At 58.2% G+C, this 18181-nt stretch carries 16 protein-coding genes and 1 pseudogene; 10 read left to right on the top strand and 7 right to left on the bottom strand.

Annotated elements, in window-relative coordinates:
- The first annotated feature begins 62 nt into the window (after positions 1–62).
- Complete coding sequence (locus G5195_RS02770; protein ID WP_421223424.1) at positions 63–1526, top strand: chitinase; 1464 nt, start codon at positions 63–65, stop codon at positions 1524–1526.
- A gap of 125 nt (positions 1527–1651) precedes the next feature.
- Here G5195_RS02770 and G5195_RS02765 read toward each other — a convergent pair whose 3' ends face one another.
- The gene (locus tag G5195_RS02765; RefSeq protein WP_227342831.1) at positions 1652–2206 is read right to left on the bottom strand and encodes a porin family protein; all 555 of its coding nucleotides are present in this window, start codon (positions 2204–2206) and stop codon (positions 1652–1654) included.
- A 328-nt stretch (positions 2207–2534) separates the two neighbouring features.
- Here G5195_RS02765 and G5195_RS02760 point away from each other — a divergent pair, with 328 nt between their 5' ends.
- Both G5195_RS02760 and G5195_RS02755 read left to right on the top strand, forming a co-directional pair.
- Positions 2535–2945, top strand: a complete 411-nt coding sequence (locus tag G5195_RS02760; RefSeq protein WP_421223426.1) for a GFA family protein — start codon at positions 2535–2537, stop codon at positions 2943–2945.
- A gap of 35 nt (positions 2946–2980) precedes the next feature.
- Positions 2981–3583 (top strand): annotated as a pseudogene (locus tag G5195_RS02755) (histidine phosphatase family protein).
- Between the two features lie 17 nt (positions 3584–3600).
- Here G5195_RS02755 and smrB read toward each other — a convergent pair.
- Positions 3601–4125 (bottom strand): endonuclease SmrB, encoded by a 525-nt coding sequence (smrB, locus tag G5195_RS02750; protein ID WP_005333198.1) that lies wholly within the window; start codon positions 4123–4125, stop codon positions 3601–3603.
- A gap of 82 nt (positions 4126–4207) precedes the next feature.
- Between smrB and prmB the strand changes: the two genes are divergently transcribed.
- Together prmB and aroC are read left to right on the top strand one after the other, a co-directional pair.
- A complete protein-coding gene (prmB, locus tag G5195_RS02745; RefSeq protein WP_266135036.1) occupies positions 4208–5143 on the top strand; it encodes a 50S ribosomal protein L3 N(5)-glutamine methyltransferase in 936 nt (311 codons plus the stop codon).
- A gap of 12 nt (positions 5144–5155) precedes the next feature.
- A complete protein-coding gene (aroC, locus tag G5195_RS02740) occupies positions 5156–6244 on the top strand; it encodes a chorismate synthase (protein ID WP_021230156.1) in 1089 nt (362 codons plus the stop codon).
- A gap of 125 nt (positions 6245–6369) precedes the next feature.
- Here aroC and G5195_RS02735 read toward each other — a convergent pair whose 3' ends face one another.
- The gene (locus tag G5195_RS02735; RefSeq protein ID WP_421235799.1) at positions 6370–7179 is read right to left on the bottom strand and encodes a substrate-binding periplasmic protein; all 810 of its coding nucleotides are present in this window, start codon (positions 7177–7179) and stop codon (positions 6370–6372) included.
- A gap of 358 nt (positions 7180–7537) precedes the next feature.
- Here G5195_RS02735 and G5195_RS02730 point away from each other — a divergent pair, with 358 nt between their 5' ends.
- Positions 7538–8905 carry a DEAD/DEAH box helicase gene (locus G5195_RS02730; protein WP_421235798.1) on the top strand — a complete coding sequence of 456 codons (1368 nt, stop codon included), beginning with the start codon at positions 7538–7540 and terminating at the stop codon, positions 8903–8905.
- Between the two features lie 113 nt (positions 8906–9018).
- On the opposite strand, the gene G5195_RS02725 is transcribed toward G5195_RS02730, so the two are convergent.
- Positions 9019–9405: an MAPEG family protein gene (locus tag G5195_RS02725; RefSeq protein WP_421235797.1), complete on the bottom strand. Its 387-nt coding sequence runs from the start codon at positions 9403–9405 to the stop codon at positions 9019–9021.
- 219 nt (positions 9406–9624) lie between these two features.
- Complete coding sequence (locus tag G5195_RS02720; RefSeq protein WP_106843351.1) at positions 9625–10182, bottom strand: hypothetical protein; 558 nt, start codon at positions 10180–10182, stop codon at positions 9625–9627.
- A 485-nt stretch (positions 10183–10667) separates the two neighbouring features.
- Here G5195_RS02720 and G5195_RS02715 point away from each other — a divergent pair, with 485 nt between their 5' ends.
- Entirely contained in the window at positions 10668–11186 is a 519-nt protein-coding gene (locus tag G5195_RS02715; RefSeq protein ID WP_181222411.1) for a transcriptional regulator, read from the top strand.
- Positions 11187–11269: 83 nt separating this feature from the next.
- Here the strand turns inward: G5195_RS02715 and G5195_RS02710 are convergent, their stop codons facing one another.
- Positions 11270–12463 (bottom strand): aromatic amino acid transport family protein, encoded by a 1194-nt coding sequence (locus tag G5195_RS02710; protein ID WP_421235796.1) that lies wholly within the window; start codon positions 12461–12463, stop codon positions 11270–11272.
- A 559-nt stretch (positions 12464–13022) separates the two neighbouring features.
- A complete protein-coding gene (cra, locus tag G5195_RS02705; protein ID WP_421235795.1) occupies positions 13023–14009 on the bottom strand; it encodes a catabolite repressor/activator in 987 nt (328 codons plus the stop codon).
- Between the two features lie 296 nt (positions 14010–14305).
- Between cra and fruB the strand changes: the two genes are divergently transcribed.
- The 3 genes from fruB to fruA are packed head-to-tail and all read left to right on the top strand — an operon-like array spanning position 14306 to position 18128.
- Entirely contained in the window at positions 14306–15406 is a 1101-nt protein-coding gene (fruB, locus tag G5195_RS02700; RefSeq protein ID WP_421235794.1) for a fused PTS fructose transporter subunit IIA/HPr protein, read from the top strand.
- A complete protein-coding gene (gene pfkB / locus G5195_RS02695; protein ID WP_190284274.1) occupies positions 15406–16395 on the top strand; it encodes a 1-phosphofructokinase in 990 nt (329 codons plus the stop codon). The genes fruB and pfkB overlap by 1 nt, the downstream gene beginning before the upstream one ends.
- The gene (gene fruA / locus G5195_RS02690) at positions 16392–18128 is read left to right on the top strand and encodes a PTS fructose transporter subunit IIBC (protein ID WP_190284275.1); all 1737 of its coding nucleotides are present in this window, start codon (positions 16392–16394) and stop codon (positions 18126–18128) included. Before pfkB ends, fruA begins: the two co-directional genes overlap by 4 nt.
- Positions 18129–18181: the final 53 nt, after the last annotated feature.

Here is an 18181-nt window from a genome sequence, read left to right as displayed (position 1 = left end):
GTGAATTTAGTTGTTGGAACACCTACTCTTGGAGCGCATTAATTCAAACAAGGACGATAAACATGTTCAAACCCAAGCGTTGTGCCTGGCTGATCGCTGCCGCTTGCGTATTGCCCAGCTATGCCGTAATAAGTGCAACCATGAATATTCAACCCGATCCACAAAATGCGGGAGGATATGTGATTGCGGCCCCGGATCTGGCCGCGGTGGAAAAGGCCAAGACGGCCAACCCCATGTATACAATATGGGCCAAGGCACTGGCCACCCGGTCAAATAAAATAGTCGATGCCATTGAACCGGGTCTGGCAAGCAATCCTGACAACGTAAAACGGGTTGAACGGGTATTTCCCCAATCTGAATGGGAATATTTAACCAAGATGGCCGCGCCGGAATATACCTATGTCCGCTTCTTGCGGGCCATCGGTAAATTTCCTGCGTTCTGCGGCGAATATAACGACGGGCGCGATTCTGATGCGATCTGTAAAAAATCCATTGTGACGGCCTTTGCCCACTTCTCTCAGGAGACCGGCGGCCATATTGCCAAGGAGAACGTCTCCGATAACCCGCTGGGGCTGGAGGAGTGGCAACAGGCGCTAGTGCATGTGCGGGAGATGGGCTGGTCAGAGGGACAGACCGGTTATACCACCGGCTGTGGCCAGAACGACTGGCAGAACAAGAAGTGGCCCTGCAGTACCGGACAAGGTTACTTTGGCCGCGGCGCCAAGCAGCTTTCTTACCACTTCAACTACGGGGCCTTCTCCGAGGCGATGTTTGATGGCGATGCCTCAGTGCTGCTCAACAACCCGGGGCTGGTGGCGGACTCCTGGCTCAACCTCGCTTCTGCCATCTGGTTCTTCCTCACCCCGCAGGCCCCGAAACCGGCCATGCTGCACGTGATTGATCGCACCTGGGTACCCTCCAAACGGGAAGCTGACGCCGGTATCGGCTATGGCTTCGGTACCACCATCAACGTCATCAACGGCGGTATCGAGTGTGGTGAACAGAACAAGGACAAAGGGCAGCCGGTCAATCGCATCCGCTACTGGGAAGGGCTGGCCAACCACTACCAGATCCCGGTCAAGGCGGATGAGAAGAACACCTGCTGGCAGCAGACTCCCTATGGCAGCCTCAATCTCAACGGCGCTACCGACGTGCTCTACACCAACTGGGATGGCAACTGGAAGTACTATCCTGATCGCCCGGGCGGTTACTCCTTCGAGTGTGAGCTGGTGGGCTTCCAGACCGCTTATTCTGCGCTGGTGCCGGGTGATTACGAGAAGTGCGTGACCAACTTCTACGGTTCCCACGCCAACTGGCCGAAAGTGCGGATCGTCGCCAAGCTCGATCCTGCCCCGGTCGATCCGGTTGACCCGCCCATTGATGGCCAGCCTGCCTGGGAGGCCAGCAAGGTCTATACCGCGGGCAACAAGGTGAGCTACAAGGGCGCCGTCTATCAGGCCAAATGGTGGACGCAAGGGGATGATCCCGCCAAAGGTGGCCCCTGGGCTGTGGTGGTGACCAAATAAGGTTGCCGTTGGGATCATGGTCAATCACCATGATCTATCGGTAGTGGAAACAAGCAGGCAGCAGGGAGGAGATATCTCCCTGCTTTTTACCCGTTATCGGCCTGTTGTCGCCCCATCAGGCGGGATCAGAAACGGTAGTTGAGACCGACACTGACCCCTTTGACATCGAGTCGAGGCATGGGGATATATTGGTACTCCGCATTGAGTCCGATACCCGAATCAAAGCGATATTGCCAACCCGCAGCGCCATAAAAACCGACCCCGGAGTTGCTCTGATCTTCCTTGTTGATCGTGTATTCGACTCTGTGGGCGTTGGCACCCAGTTTGGCATAAAAGCTGTTGCCGGAAGAGACCGGGAATTGTGCATACAAGGCAGAGCGGATCCCTTTGTAATGGATATCTTTTACGTCATTGAGGGTTGCATCGAAGAGGGCGCTGACTACGCCACCGGTACCAAACAATATTCCTGAATCGATACCGATATAATCGTTGAACATATAACGGTAATAGAGATCGGCAGTCATATTGTCACCGCCATCGGCCTGATCCCCATTTTGTGCTTTGAATGACTGGGTGCCATAGCCAAGGGTGGCGCCGACGATATGGGGAGAGGGGGTTGCTATCGCCACGGAAGAGAAGATCGCCGTGGCAACCACCAGGGGAGTGAATAACTTCATCATGCAGGTTCCAATTAAATAGCGTGGAATATGGCTGCGACGAACAGATTTATATGGGCTCGGGTGAGCTTGTCTTATATTCGCAGGCCAGTAGTGAGTGGCAATATCTCATATTGTCAGCGGGATGAATAATCAGAGCCCCCATAACCGTTATGATGGGAGGTGAGAGTGGTTATCTTCTGTCTGAACAATGGTGAACTGTGTCAATACTATCTGAAACGGGCGCTGATAAATCGCAAATTTCATTGGTTTTCTGCACTAATCAACTTAGTGTAACGGGATGTTAGGCTGGCAATATATGCCTTCAAACGTGGACTGGATGGTAAACAAGATGGTGATTTCTCGTGACGGTATATTAGAGGGGGGTTGCCATTGTGGTGCAATCCGCTACAAGGTGCTAGCTGCTCCCTTTGCTACCGATTTTTGCCACTGCCGGGATTGTCAGCGCACGACCGGCGCTCCGGTCGGCGCCTGGATGGATTTTCGGGTGAAACAGGTGCAATGGCTATGCGGCGTATTGACTGAGTACGCCTCGTCGGAGGCGATTCGACGCGGCTTTTGTGCAACCTGTGGCGCCACCCTCAGCTATCGCAGCATTCAATACCCCGAGTACCTGACGCTGGCTATTGTCTCACTTGATAACCCCGAAACGGTCGCACCAACCTATCACATCCATACCGTCAGCCAGCTCTCCTGGTTGCCGATCCAGGACGATCATCCCCGTTATCCGAAAGGGAAGTAGTTTTGCGATATTCCACGTAGAAAGAGGAGTACACCATGGAGCTGATAGTGATCCGCCATGGAGAGACTCACGCCAACGCCGAGGGGCGCTATCAAGGGGCGTTGGATATCGGGCTCAACCAAGATGGCGCGTGGCATATATGCTGACTGGCCGATGAGATGGTGACCACACTGGCCCCGTTCGATCGGTTGCTGGCGTCGCCCCTGCTGCGAACAAGAGAGAGCGCCGCGATCTTCTCACGTCAGTTGGGCTTGCCTGTGGAACTTGCTCCGGACTTTCGTGAACGGCATGTCGGCCTGTTCGAGGGGCTGACGCAGGCAGAGGCGAGAACACGCTATCCCGAACTGCGGGCACGCAACATCACCCGGCGCTGGGCTGAAGCTCCTCCTGGTGGTGAAACCATTGATGAGGTGATAGCCCGGATCTCGCAGGGACTCACGGAACTTGCTTCGACCATGAAAGGAGAGCGGATACTGCTGGTGGCGCACGGTGTGGTCGCCAAGGTGATCCGAGCCCTAACGACCGCCGGATTTGATGACTTCTTCGCGTGGCAGTTGCCCAACGGCGGCATGCTGGTGGTCAATATTGACTCCTTTATATCACCATTGCGATTCAAGCGACCGGTTGGGCAGAGTTAGTTTGTGCGCTGCTTTTTCTACTCTTCGATATCCAGCAACACCAGAATGGCGCTGTCGCCGCCCCATTCGCGGGGAGCCTGATGGAAGGCGCGCACATTGGGGTGCTGGGCCAGCCAGCTGGGAATGCGCTGCTTGAGAATATGTTTGCCGATGCCGTGCATCACCGAGGCGACGTGAATGTTTTCTTTTTGGCAGAGGGTGAGCAGGGCGGCCAGCTCCTGTTTTGCCTGCTGCTGGTTCATGCCGTGCAGATCGAGATAGATCTCCGGCGGATAAATGCCCCGCTTGAGCTTTTTCAGCTCAAATTTTGACACATCTTCCCGCACGTAACGGGTCGGCCCATCATCGTCGAGATGGGGCTGATACTCATCGCTGAAATAGTGGTCAACCCCAAGCTTTTCGCGGGTTTCGCGCAATTCGCGTTTCTGCTTGACCGGGCGTAACTCGGCCCTTATGGTATCTTGCTTGATTTTCCGGGTACCTTTTATCGCATCGCGGAACAGCAGGGTTTCCTCGTCTGTCGGTGAGGGCGTTTTTTTCATCAGATGCTCATGTATTAGGTATGCGTCTTGCCCGTCAGGTAAACGGGGCTCGGGCCGGATATTACTCGACTTGGAGGTGGATTTGGACAAGATATTTATCGATGAGGTGGTTGCCGAGATGCACACCATCCAGGACATGTTGCGTTGGGCCATGAGTCGTTTCAACGACGCCGGGATTTTTTACGGTCATGGAACCGACAACGCCTGGGATGAAGCTGTGCAGCTGGTACTGCCCGCGTTACATCTGCCACCGGATGTAGACCCGGCCATGCGCCACTCCCGTCTCACCAGCAGCGAGCGTCACCGTATCGCCGAGCTGATTATCCGCCGCGTACAGGAGCGGGTACCCGCCGCCTACCTGACCAACAAGGCCTGGTATGCCGGTTGGGAGTTCTACGTGGACGAGCGGGTGCTCATTCCCCGTTCCCCCATTGCCGAGATGGTCGCCAACCGTTTCGCGCCCTTCCTCAAACATGAACCGACCCGGATCATGGACTTGTGCACCGGCTCCGGCTGTATCGCCATCATCATGGCCCACGAGTTCCCGGAAGCGGAAGTGGATGCCATCGACATCAGCGTCGATGCGCTGAACGTGGCCGAGCGCAACATCAACGATCACGGGCTGGAGCAGCAGGTCATTCCGATCCGCTCCGATCTGTTCCGCGATCTGCCGGCGGGCGACAAGTACGATCTCATCGTCTCCAACCCGCCCTATGTGGACTCCGAAGACATGTCGGATCTGCCGGAAGAGTTCCGTCACGAGCCCGAGCTGGCGCTGGCGTCCGGCTCCGATGGTCTCAAGCTGACCAAGCGTCTGCTGGCCCATGCCGCCGATTTCCTCAAGGATAACGGTGTGCTGGTGGTTGAAGTAGGCAACAGCATGATCCATCTGGAAGCCCAGTTCCCCGAGATCCCCTTTACCTGGGTTGAATTCGAAAACGGCGGTCACGGCGTCTTTGTGATGACCCGTGAAGAGCTGGTGCAGTATCAGGATCATTTCGCCATCTACAAGAACTAAGCAGGAGCGCGCATGGCAGGGAACAGTTTTGGTCAACTCTTTCGGGTCACCACCTTTGGCGAGAGCCACGGCCTGGCGCTGGGCGCCGTGGTCGATGGTTGCCCGCCTGGGCTGGAGATCAGCGAAGCGGATCTGCAGGGGGATCTGGATCGGCGCAAGCCCGGCACTTCCCGCTACACCACGCCGCGCCGCGAGCCGGACGAGGTGAAGATCCTCTCCGGGGTGTTCGAGGGCAAGACCACCGGCACCTCCATCGGGCTGCTCATCGAGAATACCGATCAGCGCTCCAAGGATTACTCCGATATCAAGGATCTGTTCCGGCCGGGTCATGCTGACTACACCTACCACCAGAAGTATGGCCAGCGGGACTATCGTGGCGGTGGTCGCTCCTCGGCACGCGAGACCGCGATGCGAGTGGCGGCGGGGGCGATTGCCAAGAAGTACCTGAAACAGGTACATGGCATCGAGATCACCGGTTTTCTCTCCCAGCTCGGCCCCATCAAGGCTGAGGCGTTTGACGCGGCGCAGATTGAGCAGAATCCCTTCTTCTTCCCCGATGCGGGCAAGTTGGAAGAACTGGATCAATACATGCGTGACCTGAAAAAAGAGGGCAACAGTATCGGTGCCAAGGTGCAGGTCATTGCGCGCAATGTGCCGGTGGGCCTGGGTGAGCCGGTGTTTGATCGTCTCGACGCCGACATTGCCCATGCCATGATGGGCATCAATGCGGTGAAAGGGGTGGAGATCGGTGATGGCTTTGCGGTGGTGGAGCAAAAAGGCTCCGAGCATCGCGACGAGATGACCCCGGCGGGCTTTGCCAGCAACCATGCGGGTGGCATTCTGGGCGGCATCTCGTCGGGTCAGGATATTGTGGTGAGCATGGCGCTCAAACCGACTTCCAGCATCACTGTGCCGGGCAAGACCATCAATACCGAAGGTGAGGCAATCGAGATGATCACCAAGGGGCGTCACGATCCCTGTGTCGGCATTCGCGCCGTGCCCATCGCCGAAGCCATGCTGGCGCTGGTGTTGATGGATCACCTGCTGCGCCATCGTGCCCAGAATCAGGGGGTGTTGACCCATACCCCACAGCTGCGTTGATCGCTCTTGCTGCACATCGACTGATCGCACCCTGTTCAGGGTGCTGGTTCGTCAACCAAATCAAAGGCGACCTTCGGGTCGCCTTTGTTCTTATGCTCTGCGGTACTTCTATCACTCGTCGGTTATCAAGAGTGATCAGCGTCCTGCGGATCGGTATCGAGACGGCAGTTGGGGGGAGAGAACTTCCCATGGTGTTTGGGCATAGCGTGAATGGCCTCGTTGACCTTGAGGAGCTGCTCTTCGCTCATGCTGTTTTTGGCAAACATCAGGCTGACCGGCTGGTGGTGCAGCAACAGCTGACAACTGATAAACCCCTCGGCGCCCAATTGGGAGAGCCGATAGCGTGCATATTGCCACTCCATAATGATGCCATCGAGACGGCGGGCCAGCAGCAGTTCGATTAGTCGATCATCGGCATTGTACTCGGTCGCCCCCTTGAGGGCAGGACACTCGTCCATTTGATGAATGGGGCGAGTACCGCGCAGTTTGCCAATTTTGAGCTCCTTGTTGTGGCACAGTTTGGACAAGGTATCGAGCTTTCCCCAGCGATCCTGATGGCCTGGAATCGGGTTATTACTCAACAGCACATAGGCGCTCTGGCGATAGGGTGCAGAGAAGCGGGCATACTTCTGCCGCTCCGGCAGGGGGAGGGCGGCCATCGCCACATCCAGCTGATCGTGCTCCACCAGATGGAGTGCCCGCGCCCAGGGGATCTCACGAAATTTGGGGGCAAAGCCCGCCTGGGTGAGGATCTGGCGAGTCAGGCTGACATCCAGCCCGTCCAGCTCACCCCTGTTGTTGATTTGACTGAAGGGGGGCCAGTGGCTCCAGGCCACGGTCAGGGTCTGACTGGCCTGCAGGGAAGGGGTCAGCAAAAGCAGCAGCAGGCAGAGCTTGGCCTGCCAGTTGCCGTGGGGACGATATTGCGTGCTCATAGCTTAACCTCGTTATTCTGCTTTTTGTTCTCTGCTATCCCGTGCGCCTGCGACCCGCGCATCACGATGGCGGGACAGGTAATAAGTTGTCAGTTAATAGTGTGGTGCGTGCTTCACTGGTCAACGGGATTATTCGGTGGAGAGCAGAGGGCTTTTCTGTGCGTGCTGGGAGGAGCATCACATTTTTCTCGTTTATCCGGCACAACTCCGTTAGACTGCGCCCCTATTCTTTCCCCTTTGCTCTGCTCCCCGGGGAAATCGTTGTGTTCTCAACAGGCCCGAGTCTGGCGAGATGGCATCGGCTCAGCAGAGGAGCCCCATCCCGGATTGTCGGCGCCCCTATCCCTAGCAGGTAACTATGAGTTTTACTTCCCTCGGTCTGGCCGAACCCTTGTTGCGTGCCGTTGCCGAACAAGGCTACGACACCCCGTCTCCCATTCAGCAACAAGCGATCCCCGCCGTTCTGGCTGGCCGCGATCTGATGGCGGCGGCCCAAACAGGGACCGGCAAGACCGCAGGCTTTACCCTGCCGATGCTGCAACGTCTGATGGAGAGCAAGCGCAAGGTCTCTCCGAACCGCGTCCGTGCGCTGGTACTGACCCCGACGCGCGAGCTGGCCGCCCAGGTGGGCGAGAGCGTGCGCAACTATGGCAAGCATCTGCCCCTGCGCAGCCACGTGGTATTCGGTGGCGTGAGCATCAACCCGCAGATGATGGCGACTCGCCGTGGTCTGGACGTGCTGGTGGCCTGTCCTGGCCGTCTGATCGATCTCTACAACCAGAATGCCGTCAAGTTTGACGAAGTGGAGATCCTGGTACTGGACGAAGCGGATCGCATGCTCGACATGGGCTTTATCCGCGACATCCGCCGCATCCTGACCCTGCTGCCGAAGAAGCGCCAGAACCTGCTCTTCTCCGCCACCTTCGCCGATGAAATTCGCGAGCTGGCCACTGGCCTGCTGGACAACCCGGCTGTCATTGAAGTTGCCCCGCGCAACAGTACCGCCGAGCGTATCGAGCAGCTGGTGCACCCGTGCGACAAGGCCAACAAGATTGCCCTGCTGAGCCACCTGATCTCCAGCAACAACTGGCAGCAGGTGCTGGTCTTTACCCGTACCAAGCACATCGCCAACCGCGTTGCCGAGAAGCTTGAAAAAGACGGCATCAGTGCTGCCGCCATTCACGGCAACAAGAGCCAGGGCGCCCGTACCCGCGCGCTGGCCGGTTTCAAGGATGGCAGTGTGCGCGTGATGGTGGCGACCGACATCGCGGCCCGTGGCCTCGATATCGACAAGCTGCCGCAGGTAGTGAACTTCGAGCTGCCGAACGTGGCGGAAGATTACGTGCACCGTATCGGTCGTACCGGTCGTGCCGGCGCGGCCGGTCACGCCATCTCCCTGGTTGCGGCCGATGAAGGCAAACTGATCAAAGCCATCGAGCGTCTGACCAAGCAGAACATCCCCTGCGAGCAGGTGGCTGGTTTTGAAGCGTCCCGCGAGACCCTCGACAACATCGCCCGTGGTATCGGCGCGCCGCTGCGCAAAGAGCCCCGTGATCCGAGCGAGCAGCGCCGTGCGCCGCGTCCGCAAGGTCAAGGCCAGCGTCAGGGTGCCGCTCGCTCCGGCAACGGCGGCAAGCCCAAGCCCCAGGGGGGTCAGCGTCCGGCTGATGGCGCCGCCAAGCCGGCTCAGGCCCGTCGCCCCCGTCGCGCCAGCCATAACCAGTAAGGGCAAGGAGAGCCACTCTCCCACCCTGATCGGTTAAACGAAAAGCCCTGCCATATCGGCAGGGCTTTTCTATTTCTGCTTCTGCGGCTCCGCGTTTGGCTGACCTGCTCTGGTCAGGAGAGCAGGGCGGTGATCAGGAGACAGGCCGCACTCAGCAAAATGACGGTGAAAGTCAGCCCCATTCCCACTATTCGATAGCGGAAATTCTCCGGCGTGCGGCTCATGCCGAAGGCGTGACAGAGGCGACCAAGCAACAGGGCACTCCCTAGCAGATGAACCAGCCAGGGGGCATGGCTGCCGGTTTCGACGAAATAGATGAGCAGCAGGGCGAGGGGGACATACTCGGCAAAGTTGGCGTGTACCCGCATGGCGCGCAACATGGCGGGGTCATCCCCATGCCCCAGCGCCACCTTGCGGCTATGGCGGGTGCGAATGGTACGAATGCTCAGCAACACAAACAACAGGGCGAGCAGGGCCGCGTAAACAGGCAGTATGGTCATGGTATCTGGCTCCTTGTGTGATGATAACGAGTGGCTGGTGTTCAGAGACGCGATATTGCTCGGCATCTCAATGGCTTGCCTTGAGGGTAGCAGCAAACTGCCTTAGCACGACCGTCATCCACTCACTCGCCATCTGCCAAGCGCAGGCGCAAACAAACAGCCCTGCCGAAGTGGCAGGGCTGTATTTTGACCGTGTTGATGGTGGGCTGCGCCCCGTCATTACCCCTCGTAAGGGAGGGAGGAGTGGTGCAGCACGATGCGCACCTTGCCATCATCCCCCTTCTTGAAACCCCAGGTCTTGTCGACAGTGGTCTCCTTGTTATCTCGATCTACCAGATGTACCTTGCCCATGGTCAGCGCCATGTCGCCGTTGATATAGACGGCGGCATTGTCATAGCGATAGCTCTGCCAGTTTTTCAGGGCGAACCCTTTGTCGGTGGGGTAGGCGCTGTTGTTGCCGACAAAGTAGGCCAGCGCCCCCTCGCGGTTGGTGCGGAAGGTCTGCTCGCCACCGGCAAGAGTGGGTTTGAACAGCACCGGCCCCTGCTGGTAGCCATAAGCGCTGTCGAGCACCGACTCGGCAGTCGCCTTGGCGCGCTCAATCCCACCGGCGCGATAGTCATCGCTGATCTTGATAAGCGCCGTGCCCCAACTATCCTGCGCGGCCTTGATCTCCGCCTCGGTAATATTGTTGTTGGCGATTTCGGCGGCGCTAAGTGCGCCGCTGGCGGCAAGCAGGATGAGGGCAAGGGTGCTCTTCTTGAGGTGCAACATCATTGTTTTCAAACTCCTGAACGCGATAAACGAGCGGGCAGTGTAGCGAAGGGGCATGAACGGTTTTTGAACTGATTATTCAGGGTCGGGTAGTAAAAAGGTCGGTATATAGCTGAAGGTTTGGGGGGGGCATGGCTGATGGAGGGGTTAAGAGCTGGTGTTAATGTGCTTGCATATTCTCATTCGCTCCACAGCTGATTATTATCAAAAGACTGAACGAAACCAGCATGACAAATAACTTTTCACTCACTAAGCTGATATGCGTTTGATATAATCCCAGTCAAAATATAATGATGTTGAGACTCGGTAAATTACAAATAGATAACATTATTATTGGTTGCTATGAGGTATTGTTGGCGTTTTTGTGATATGAAGTTTTTGATAGCAAATCAATCATAACGAGAAAAATGGAACCATCTTGGCTTTCCAATATTTAGTGGGTATTAAATGGTATTTTTAACTAACTTTAAAAATTGGAGATTGGGTAAATGGCTTGGGAAGATACACCACCTGAAATTTTGCGACTCGCAACATTCTTGAATGATTTTTATAAAGAGTCTGATAGAGGGGCTGTGTTGATGGCAGGCTCTATTCTTGATGAGGTGCTCGCGGGTATGATTTCTGCCTTTCTTATAGACTCTACAGAAAGTAAAAAATTACTTGAAGGATTTAATGCTCCTTTAGGTACATTTAGTTCTCGCATTCTGGCCGCGTATTCACTTGGACTAATAGAAGAACAAGAGTTTTCTGAAGTTGAGGCAATACGGAAAATTCGAAATATGTATGGACATGCTTGGAATGGCATTGATTTTAATCATCCTAAGGTAATGGCCCAGCTTGAAAAGTTACCTTTTAGTGATGAGACCGCTCGTGTGCGACTAAATCATACCGTAGCTAATTTATTGGGTGATTGGTTATGGCGAGAAAGTTACATCATAGAAGAGAAAAGGAAGATGCGTACTTGGCCAAATAAATCCGGTTTTGGACGTCACCATTCGAAAAAATGAATTAAATGGAGTTAGTTGAGTGTAAAAAGCCCCGCCAATCAGATTGGCGGGGCTTGGCTATTTGGGGCATTCAGTATCGGGGATTACAGCGCTGGCAACATTCCAAGGCTGACGCTGATCTGTACGCCAACAATCAGCACGCCCATGGCGGCGGCCACTCCCAGCGCCACTACGCCACCCGGGGCGCGGTAGTGATGGGCAGGCGCCTGCTTGCGGCTCTGCCATACCAGCGCCACCGGCAGCAGTACCGCGAGGATCGCCAGCGCAATGGCAGCGTAGCCGAGGGCCATGATAAAGCCCTGCGGGAAGTAGAGGGCAAACAGCAATGGCGGCACAAAGGTGATAAGGCCAGTCTGGGTGCGGCCCTGCCAGTTGTCCTTGCGGCGGGTCACCTTGGCCATAAAGTCAAACAGTCCCAGCGTTACCCCGAGGAAGGAGGTGGCGAGCGCCAGGTCGGCAAACAAGTGCATCGCCTGATTAAACACAGGCCAGCTCACCAGTTTGCCGACGTTTGCCAGCAGGCTGTCCAGCGCACCACCGGTTTGCAGCAGGGCTTGTTGGCCGAGCAAACCAAGGATCGCTACCTGCCACAGCACGTAGAGGATCAGTGGCAGGGCTGAGCCCCAGACAAAGACCCGACGCAGCTGTTTTGGGCAGTCACCGAGGTAGAGCATCACGCTCGGAATGGAGCCGTGAAAGCCAAACGAGGTGAAGATGACCGGCAGGCCCGCCAGCAACAGGCCCTGACCCAGCGGCATCGAGAGCAGATGCTGCCCTTCGGTGCGGGGCAGCAGCAACGCCAGCACCACCACCATGATCACCAGTTTGACGGTGAACATCAGTCGGTTGAGGTAATCCACCGAGCGGGTGCCGACACAGACCATGCCACCAAACAGCAGGGTAAAGGCCCAGGCGGCCTGCTCCTGGCTCAGGGTGATGCCGGCATCGGCCAGCGCCTGTGCCAGCAGGCTGCTGCCGCCGCTGATGTAGGCGGAGGCCAGCGAGTAGAACAGCATCAGGATACAGAAGGAGGCGATACGCTTGCCCCAGGGGCCGAGCAGATGGTCCGCCAGCTGGTGCAGGTACCATTTGCCGGTGTTTAGGCTTGCCTCTACTTGCAGCATGGCGGTAAAGGCCATCAGGGCCCAGAGGCCGACCATCAACATCAGGGTGGCGGGGCCGCCGAGGGAGGAGGAGGCCAGCGGCAGGGCCAGCATGCCGGCACCTATGGTGGTGCCGGCAATCAACAGGGTACAACCCAGAGTTTTGGTATTCATGTTATCCATCCGAACATAGCGGTATCAGTGCAAACAGGCGATGTCAGCAGTGACGTCAACAAGAGGGGGCCGATTGGCGTTATCAGAAGGTGCCTCCGGTGATTGGGCCGGAGGCTAGCAATATCGGAACGGGAACATCTGTACCTAAAACCTGTCAGTTGTAAAAGATGGTTGCCACGTTAGCGGATCAAAATAGCGGAAACAACCCCCTTTATACGGATCTTGTGCTGGCTTGTGCCAACAAGTGGAAATAAATGATGACAGCGGTAGCTGATTGCAGAAAAAAGCACCGAAAAAATGATTGGCAGGGGCTCATTGATACAGGTCAGCCAAGTGGTTGCAGCACGGATGGGGGAGTGCCTTGTCGTGGCGTTGGCGTTTAGTTGCGGGGTGAAAGGAGTGTGGAGGCCGGTTGTTTAGTCGGCCAGACGGTAGAGAAAGCAAAGCGGGCGGGTAGGGTTGTGGGGGAAAACAATAAAGCTGCCGATGCCGGCAGCCTTATTGTCATCTGTTCGTTTTACCCACCCATTGACAGCAAATCGGGTCTGCTTCGAGCAGGTTAGCGGCGGCGCTTGAGGGTGCGGCTCACATAGTGCAGCCCGCTCTGGTATTTGCCGTTCACCGCCTTGAGCGCCAGATCCAGCGCCTGGCTCGCCAGCGCGTCGTGCTGCTGGGGCAGGGAGTTGATGCCAAAAGGGAGGAAGTCGAGCAGGCGATCGTCCCCGAAGGTGGCCATGGCGAGCTGGCTCATATCGATCTCTTGCTCCAACAGGTAGTCGAGTACTCCCTCCATCAGGATATAGGAGGTGGTGATCAGCGCTTCGGGCAACTGGCCCAGCTGCTGGTGCAGGTCTTTGATCAGGCGATACCCCTCAAGGCGGGAGAAGTGATCTCCCTCGCACAGGTGGCGAGCCGCGCTGTGACTGGCGACCGCCTGCTCGAAACCGGCTTTTCGCTCCTTGCTGATCGTGAGTGCTGGCAGCGCGGTGATCAAGGCGATATGGCGCAGAGTCGGGGTGAGCAGGGAGCTGGTGAGATCAAAGCTCGCTTTCTCGTTTTCACTGGCGACGGTGACGAACTTGTCGGCTGCCATCGCCCGGTCGATGGCGAGGATTTGGCTGCCTTGCGCCTGCAATTTGCCGTAGAAGGGGTCGTCCGGTGGCAGGCAACTGGCCACCAGCAGGGCGTCTACATGGCGGCTCACCAGCATCTGGGCCAGCTCTTTTTCGGTGGAGGGATCATCCTCCGAGCAGACGATGAGCAGCTGATAGCCCTGCGCCCGGGCACCCTGTTCCAGCCGTTTGGCCAGCTTGGCGTAACTGGCGTTTTCAAGGTCGGGCAGGATAAAGCCGAGGGTCTTGGTCTGGCCGCCGCGCAGGGAGGCGGCGCGGCTGTCCGGCTGATAGTTATGGGCGGTGACAACGGCCATCACCTTGTCGCGGGTGGCCTGACTGATGCGGTATTGATCGGCCTTGCCATTGATCACATAGCTTGCCGTGGTGCGCGAGACACCGGCGAGGGCGGCGATTTCATCCAGTTTCATCATATTGGCTCTGTTTGAGTTGCAAGGCCCACGGTCACTGCCGGGTGAGGGCACCGAAAAGTGTGCGCGGGATCATATCATTGAAAAGCACTCTTTGTGGGTACTTGATCAATTCGCTGAAACGATTCAGTCTGAGTGTAAGTGAAACGATTCAGCCTGTCAGCAACGAAGAGACCCAGTGGCCTGAAAATCAGGCTCCGATCACAGTCAACCGTGTTCGGGTCTATTGTCAGCTGGCGAGTTATCCGAATGTTCAATTGTGACGTACCGGCGCGGCCGGAACCTGATGGAGAGTCTCTATGTTGAAGTTGGCGCGAGAGCAGATCTTGCTGGGACAGTCGGTGGCAACCAAGTCGGACGCCATTGCCCTGCTGGCAGGCAAACTGACCGAAGCCGGTCTGGTGGAAGCGGGCTATGTGGATGGGATGCTGGCCCGTGAAGCGCAGCATGCCACCTATCTTGGCAGCGGCATCGCCATTCCCCACGGTACCACCGACACCCGTCATCTGGTGAAGAGCACCGGCGTCATGGTGGCCCAGTTCCCCAATGGTATCGAGTGGGATGAGGGGCAGATCGCCTACGTTGCCATCGGTATCGCTGCCAAGTCAGACGAGCATCTGGGCATCTTGCGCCAGCTCACCCACGTGTTGGGTGACGAGCAGGCGGCAGCCCAGCTCAAAGAGGCCACCGACGCCGACACCATCATCAATATCCTGACCGGCGCCACTGCCGCCAAAGAGGTGCAATACCTGACCCTGGCCGACTTCCCGGCCGATGATCGCGACCAACTGCTGCTGGGAGCCGCTGCCCGCGCCAAGTCCGCCGGTTGGGGTGATGCCGCCATGGTGAGCGCCCTGCTGGCAAGCGACCCTGCCTATCTGGGCGAGGGCGTCTGGCTGGCCCGCGCGCAAGCAGCCCAGACCGGCTGGGTGCTGGCAACGCCCAGCAGCGAACTTCGCGCAGGGGATCTGCCGGTCAGCGCCATGCTACTGCTGTGCGCCGCAGATAGCGGCCATCTGCCGCAACTGGAGAATCTGGCCAAACTGGCGGCCGCTGGTCAGCTGGCAATGCTGGCGGGTGGCGAGGGGCTTGCCATGTTGCAGGCAGGGCCAGCGAGCGGTCTTAGTGAAACCTTCACCATCATCAACCCTCACGGCCTGCACGCCCGTCCGGGCGCCATGCTGGTCAAGGTGGCCAAAGAGTTTGAATCAGATATCCGGGTTGCCAATCTGGATGGTAGCGGCGAAGCGGTTTCCGCCAAGAGCCTGATGAAAGTGATCGGTCTTGGGGTCAAATGCGGGCACCGTCTGGCGTTTCGCGCCGAAGGGGCTGATGCCGAAGCGGCTCTCAAGGGGATCGGTGAGGCGATCGCCGCTGGTCTCGGCGAGGGGGCGCATTGATGAAGATTGTCACCATTACCCTCAACCCCGCCCTGGATCTCACCACTCGTTTGGACGCGATGAGCCTTGGCGAGGTCAATCTGGTGAGCGAGGCCAACCTGCGTGCGGCGGGCAAGGGGATCAACGTCGCCATGGTGCTCAAGGATTTGGGCCGCGAGGTAGGCGTCACCGGCTGGCTGGGCGCTGACAATGAACAGAGCTTTGTCTCCCTGTTTGCAGAGCGGGCGCTGGATGATCACTTTGTCCGTGTTGCGGGCAGCACCCGTATCAACGTCAAGATCTCCGAGCAATCCGGTCGGGTCACCGATCTCAACCTGCCGGGGCTCACCATTGAGCAAGGGGAGGTGAGCGCGCTGGAGCAGGCCATCGACGAGTTGGCTGCGCATGCTGAGTGGTTCGTGCTGGCGGGCAGCCTGCCCAAAGGGGTGGCCCCCGATTACTGCGCCCATCTGATCCGCCTGCTCAAGGCCAAGGGCAAGCAGGTGATCTTTGATTGCAGCGGCGCGGCGTTAAGCGAAGGGATCAAGGCGGCGCCGACCCTGGTCAAACCCAATCTGGAGGAGCTGAGCCAGTGGGCAGGCCGCCCCATCAAGACCCTGAGCGAGCAGGCCGAGTGTGCCCGCGCGCTGCAGGCCAGCGGGATCCCCAACGTGGTGATCTCCAACGGCGCTAATGGCCTCATCTGGTTTGCCCCGGATGCCGTCTGGCAGGCCATTCCGCCGCGGATGCAGGTGGTCAGCACCGTGGGTGCTGGCGATTCGCTGGTGGCCGGTCTCGCCCATGGTCTCAGCCTTGGTTGGACGCCGGAGCAGACCCTGCGGCTGGCCACCGCCGTCTCGGCGCTGGCGGTCAGCCAGGTCGCGGTCGGCTTTGACGATATCAATGTGCTCAACCCCTTGCTTGAACAGGTGCGCGTAGAGCGTCTGGATGCGCTGGCACCGGTTCAATGCCATACCCCCTCAATGGAAAACTCAGGAGATGCCCAATGAAAGCAATCTTGGTTACGGCTTGCCCGGCGGGCATTGCCACCAGCTTTCTCGCTGCAAAACGGATAGAACAGCAGGCCAAACTGGCTGGCTGGGAACTCACCCTCGACGTCGGCTCCAGCGTGCAACCCCGTCAGGTGCCGAATAAGGAGCAGATTGCCGCCGCCGATCTGGTGCTGGTCGTCGCCAGCGCTCCGGTGGATCTCGCTGCATATGATGGCAAGCAGGTCTATCAGGGCAGCATGGATCTCGCCCTGCAGGATCCGGCCGCCTTGCTGGAAGCCGCCAGCAGCGGCGCCAGTGTTTATCGTCATCAAGCCGACTCCGCCGTTGCCAATGCTGCCGCCAAACCGGCCGCCGCAGGCAAGCGCATCGTGGCGGTGACCGCCTGCCCGACCGGGGTGGCCCACACCTTTATGTCGGCAGAAGCGCTGGAGACCATGGCCAAACAGCTGGGTTATCAGATCCGCGTCGAGACTCAAGGCTCGGTCGGTGCCCAGAATGCCCTGACTGCCGAGGAGATTGCATCCGCCGATCTGGTGTTCCTCGCCACCGATATCGAGGTGGACATGGCCCGTTTCGACGGCAAGCCGGTCTATCGCACCAGTACCGGTGCGGCGCTCAAGAAAACCCGTGCCGAGCTCGACAAGGCGTGGAACGAGGCGAAAACCTATCGCCACAGCGGCGCCAGCCAGCCCAAGAAAGAGGAAAAAGCAGGCCCCTACAAGCACCTGCTGACCGGTGTCTCCTTCATGCTGCCGATGGTGGTGGCGGGTGGCCTTATCATCGCGCTCTCGTTCGTGTTCGGTATTGAGGCGTTCAAGGTGGAAGGCACTCTGGCCGCCGCCCTGATGAAGATCGGTGGTGGCTCCGCCTTTGCCCTGATGATCCCGGTGCTGGCCGGTTACATTGCCTACTCCATCGCTGATCGTCCGGGTCTCGCTCCCGGCATGATCGGCGGCATGCTGGCAAGCTCCTTGGGCGCCGGTTTCCTTGGCGGCATCGTGGCCGGTTTCCTGGCCGGTTACAGCGCCAAGTACCTGAGCGACAAGGTGCGCCTGCCGGTGACCCTGGAAGCGCTCAAGCCCATCCTGATCATTCCGCTCTTTGCCAGCCTGTTTACCGGTCTGGTGATGATCTACGTCGTGGGTGGCCCGGTGGCCGGCATCATGAATGCCATGACCACCTTCCTCAACAACATGGGCTCTGCCAACGCAGTGCTGCTGGGTGTCATCATCGGCGCCATGATGTGCTTCGACATGGGGGGCCCGGTCAACAAGGCGGCCTACGCCTTCGGGGTTGGCCTGCTGGCCTCCAAAACCTACGCCCCGATGGCTGCGGTGATGGCCGCCGGTATGGTGCCGGCGCTGGGGATGGGGATCGCCACCTTCCTGGCCCGCACCAAGTTCATCAAGGCGGAGCAGGAAGCGGGCAAAGCCTCCTTCGTGCTGGGTCTGTGCTTTATCTCCGAGGGGGCTATCCCGTTTGCCGCCAAGGATCCGATGCGGGTCATCCCGGCCTGTATGGTGGGCGGCGCCCTGACCGGTGCGCTCTCCATGCTGTTCGGCTGCGAACTGATGGCACCCCACGGCGGTCTGTTCGTGCTGTTCATCCCGCACGCCATCAGCAACGTCATGATGTATATCGTTGCCATTGCCGCAGGCTCGCTGCTGACCGGTGTCTCCTACGCCATGCTCAAACGCGGCGAAGAGCAGGCCAAGCTGGCCACGGCATAAGCCTCGCCACCCGGCAAGACGTCATAACCAAGAGCGGCCTGTGGGCCGCTTTT

This window comes from Aeromonas sp. 601039, from assembly GCF_049174415.1.
GTDB lineage: Bacteria > Pseudomonadota > Gammaproteobacteria > Enterobacterales > Aeromonadaceae > Aeromonas > Aeromonas veronii_A.
The sequence above is the reverse complement of the archived record's forward strand: the minus strand, read 5'-3'. Positions and strand labels throughout refer to the sequence as shown.